Origin of the sequence: Bradyrhizobium sp. (assembly GCF_035309285.1) — a bacterium.
GTDB lineage: Bacteria > Pseudomonadota > Alphaproteobacteria > Rhizobiales > Xanthobacteraceae > Bradyrhizobium.
On the sequence record NZ_DATGFH010000078.1, the window covers coordinates 1 to 3,946 of the forward strand.

Below are 3,946 nucleotides of genomic sequence, written 5' to 3' on the forward strand. Positions count from 1 at the left end.
CGCGGATTTCTTTCTCGATGGCATACAGGCGCGCAATGCGCTGCAGCGCCTCGGTGGCGATCGGTGCCGGGCCCGCGGCGGCGAGTTCATAGAAGCGGCGCCGGACGTGCGACCAGCAAAAGGCAAGTCGCACATCATTGCGTTCGGCCAGCGCCCGGTAGCCGCCATAGCCGTCGACCTGCAAGACGCCGCTGAAGCCGGCAAGATGCGTGATCGGCTGCTTGGCCGTGCGATCGGGCGCGTACACGTAGGCCACCCCCGGCGGGTCGGTGCTGCCCCACGGCCGATCATCGCGCGCGTACGCCCACAGCTGACCGATCTTGGTACGTCCACGCCCCGGATCGAGCACCGGCGCCGTGGTCTCGTCGGCAAAGAGCTTGGACGAGGCCTTCAAGGCCGCCAGCAGCCGCTCGTGAACCGGCTGCAGCACAAAGGCGGCACGGCCAACCCAGTCGGCCAGTGTCGAGCGATCGAGATTGATGCCCTGGCGGCCGTAAATCTGAGCCTGGCGCTAGGGCTACTCCTATGACCAAGGCGCAAGTTGAGGTGATCACGTCGGTGCAGCGGCGCCGGCACTGGTCGCGTGCGGAGAAGGAACGGATCGTAGCGGCGGCGATGGAGCCGGGCGCGGTTGCCTCTGAGGTGGCGCGGGTGGCTGGCATTCACACCAGCCAGTTATTCCGCTGGCGGCGGCAGCTCTGCGAGCCGGCGCACATCCCCGCAGTATTCAATCCGGTGACGGTTGCGGCAGAGACGGCAACTCCGTCATTGGCAGCGCCGCAGCGGACTGGACCATCCTCGGCCGAGGCTGCCGGCGTCATCGAGATTGAGTTTGCCGCTGGCGGGCGGATGCGGATTTCCGGGGCGGTCGCTGCATCGACGGTATCGGCGCTGATGAAGGCGCTGACGAAGGGCAAGCGGCGGCGATGATCCCGGCTCCGACCGGTGCCCGGGTCTGGCTGGCGGCGGGCCATACCGACATGCGCAAGGGCTTTGATGGGTTGGCGCTGCTGGTTCAGGAGACGCTCAAGCGCGATCCGCACGGCGGTCATCTATTCGTATTCCGCGGCCGGCGTGGTGGCCTGATCAAGGTGCTGTGGCATGATGGCCAGGGCATGTGCCTTTACGCCAAGCGGCTGGAGCGTGGGCGCTTCATTTGGCCTTCTCCAGCAGATGGCACGGTGACGATCACGCCGGCACAGCTTGGCTATTTGCTGGAAGGCATCGACTGGCGGATGCCGCAATATACCTGGCGTCCACAGGCAGCCGGTTGATCGCGGGCTTTTGAATCGACAGACGATTGCAAGCTGCGACACGCGCGCCATGTTGTGATTCTGTCATTGACGATGAGCCTCGATGATTCGCTTCCGACCGATCTTGAGAACGCGCACGCGCTTATCATCGCGCAGCGGGCGGCATTGAGCGAGGCGCAGCGCGAAGCCCAATACCGGGCGCTGTTGATCGAGAAGCTCAAATACACCATCAGGAAGCTGCGGCATGAGCGGTTCGGTCAATCCTCCGAGCGTGCCACTCTGCTCGATCAGCTCGAACTTCAGCTCGCCGAGTTGGAGGAGAATGCCGCAGAGGCCGAAGCAGCTGCCGAGAAGATTGCGGTACCGGCGTTCGAACGGCGCCGACCGGCGCGCCGCCCACTGCCCGCGCTTCTACCGCGCGAACGGATCGTCTATCCGGCGCCATCGGTCTGCCCGTGCTGCGGCGACAGCCGCTTGCGCAAGATCGGCGAGGATGTAACCGAGACGCTGGAGCTCGTTCCGCGCCAGTGGAAAGTGATCCAGCACGTGCGCGAGAAGTTCTCGTGCCGGGCCTGCGAGACGATCACGCAAGTGCCGGCGCCCTCGCATCCGATCGCGCGCGGACGGGCGGGTCCCAAACTCCTTGCCCATGTGCTGTTCGCCAAGTACGGCCTGCATCTGCCGCTCAACCGCCAGAGCGACGTGTACGCCCGTGAAGGCATTGGTCTCGACGTGTCGACGCTGGCCGACTGGGTTGGCGCGGCGGCGGCAACGCTGATGCCGCTCACCACGGCAATCCAGGCCCACGTCTTCGCGGCCGAGCGCATTCATGCCGACGATACGACCGTGCCGGTCCTGGCCAAGGACAAAACCCGTACCGGGCGGCTATGGACCTACGTGCGCGACGATCGACCATTCGGCGGACACGATCCGCCGGCTGCCGTGTTCTTCTATTCGCGCGATCGTGGCGGCGAGCATCCCGAGCGCCATTTGGCGAACTATGCCGGATTGATGCAGGCGGACGCCTATGCGGGATTCAACTACCTCTACGAGGCCGACCGCAAGCCCGGTGTGATCGTAGAGGCGGCGTGCTGGGCGCACGGGCGGCGCAAGTTCTTTGATCTGGCGCGGCTCAACAAGGCGCCGATCGCGGTCGCGGCGGTTGCGCGCATCGATGCCCTGTTTGCCATCGAGCGCGAGATCAACGGGCTTGCACCCGAGGGGCGCGTTGGCGCGCGCCAGGAGCGCAGCCAGCCGCTCGTCAGCGAGCTTAAAACCTGGTTGCGCGAGCAGCGTGCCAAAGTCTCAAAGCACAACGATATCGGCAAAGCGATCGATTACATCCTCAAGCGCTGGGATGCATTCACCCGCTTCCTCGACGACGGCCGGCTGTGCATGTCGAACAACGCCGCCGAGCGCGAGCTGCGCGCCGTCGCCGTCGGCCGCAGGAATTGGACCTTCGCCGGCTCCGACGAAGGCGGCCGACGGGCAGCCGCCATTTACACTCTGATCGCCACCGCCAAGCTCAACGACATTGATCCGCAAGCTTGGCTCGCCGACGTGCTCGCCCGCCTGCCGGATTATCCGAACCAGCGGATCGCGGAACTGTTGCCCTGGCAATGGTGTGGATCGCACCGGCTTGCCACCTGACCCGGCCGTCGCCGCGTGCCATGATGCTGCTGCGACTCGGAGGCCGCCATGCCCGCCCAGGCCCGTGCCCGCGCGATACCCGACAGCGCGATTCCGCTCGATCACGTCGATCTGGAGGCGCTCGACCGCTTCCTGATGTCGGAGCGATCGCCGCAGGACAGCATGATGCTGTCCGATCTCGATGGCTTCCTCACCGGGATCGCGGTTGGACCGGAACTGGTGCTGCCGAGCGAATGGCTGCCGGCAATCTGGGGCGGCGAAGCGCCCGAGTTCGCTGACGAAGCCGAAGCCAAGGCCGTCCTCGGCGCCATCATGGGCCGCTACAACGAGATTCTCCGCCAAGTCGCCGATGACGATCTGGATCCCGTATTCTGGGCCACCCGCGATGGCACGTTGATCGCGGCCGACTGGGCCGAAGGCTTCCTGCAGGCGATCATGCTGCGCGCCGATGCCTGGGAACGGCTGTTCAAGTCCAAGCGCGACAGCCAGCTGCTGGTGCCGATCCTGGCGTTGTGCGGTGATGAGAACGGCGAGTCGCTGCTTGGCATCTCGCCCGACGAAGAAGACCCCGCCATGGAAGAGGCGGCCGAGTTCATCCCAGCCTGCGTCGCCGCCATCGATGCCTACTGGCGCGCCAAACGACCGCGGCATCTCTCAATGCCGGTCGCCGCCGGCCCGCCCCGCCAATCCGCTCACACTTCAAGCGAAATCGGCCGCAACGGCCCATGCCCGTGCGGCTCCGGCAAAAAGTTCAAAAAATGCTGCGGTAAAGCCGCCTAAACCAGAAACACATTCACTGCGGCCTTCACCGGATGCATACGTTGCGCACCATAGGTGGCCGAATTCAAATTCAATCTGACTGGCGACCTGCCGCAAATCGTTAAACCGAGTGTGGACGATCTCATTCAGCCGCGCAGGATCGTACGTCAGATTATTTTCGGTCAGCACCTGCTCATATCGGGCCAGCAAGCGTGCAATGACTTCTTTGCGGTCAGCTGGCCGGATGTCGAAACAGACCGGCTGTAAACGAGAGGCGAGTGCGG

The 3,946-nt window shown here is 64.9% G+C and carries 5 protein-coding genes and 1 pseudogene; 4 read left to right on the forward strand and 2 right to left on the reverse strand.

Annotated elements, in window-relative coordinates; translation table 11 throughout:
- A pseudogene (locus VKR55_RS15720) lies at positions 1-511 on the reverse strand (IS66 family transposase); the annotation flags it as partial.
- Between the two features lie 14 nt (positions 512-525).
- Here VKR55_RS15720 and tnpA point away from each other — a divergent pair.
- The 4 genes from tnpA to VKR55_RS15740 all read left to right on the forward strand — a co-directional run bounded on the left by tnpA (position 526) and on the right by VKR55_RS15740 (position 3,683).
- Positions 526-930: an IS66-like element accessory protein TnpA gene (gene tnpA / locus VKR55_RS15725; protein WP_324404825.1), complete on the forward strand. Its 405-nt coding sequence runs from the start codon at positions 526-528 to the stop codon at positions 928-930.
- Positions 927-1,274, forward strand: coding sequence for an IS66 family insertion sequence element accessory protein TnpB (gene tnpB, locus VKR55_RS15730; protein ID WP_324404826.1), 348 nt, complete (start codon positions 927-929; stop codon positions 1,272-1,274). Before tnpA ends, tnpB begins: the two co-directional genes overlap by 4 nt.
- Before the next feature lie 72 nt (positions 1,275-1,346).
- Entirely contained in the window at positions 1,347-2,903 is a 1,557-nt protein-coding gene (gene tnpC / locus VKR55_RS15735; protein WP_324404827.1) for an IS66 family transposase, read from the forward strand.
- 48 nt (positions 2,904-2,951) lie between these two features.
- Complete coding sequence (locus tag VKR55_RS15740; protein WP_324404828.1) at positions 2,952-3,683, forward strand: YecA/YgfB family protein; 732 nt, start codon at positions 2,952-2,954, stop codon at positions 3,681-3,683.
- Here VKR55_RS15740 and VKR55_RS15745 read toward each other — a convergent pair.
- Positions 3,603-3,946, reverse strand: a 344-nt coding sequence (locus VKR55_RS15745) for a hypothetical protein (RefSeq protein WP_324404829.1), incomplete at its 5' end; no start/stop codon positions are given. The two genes, VKR55_RS15740 and VKR55_RS15745, sit on opposite strands and share 81 nt — an antisense overlap.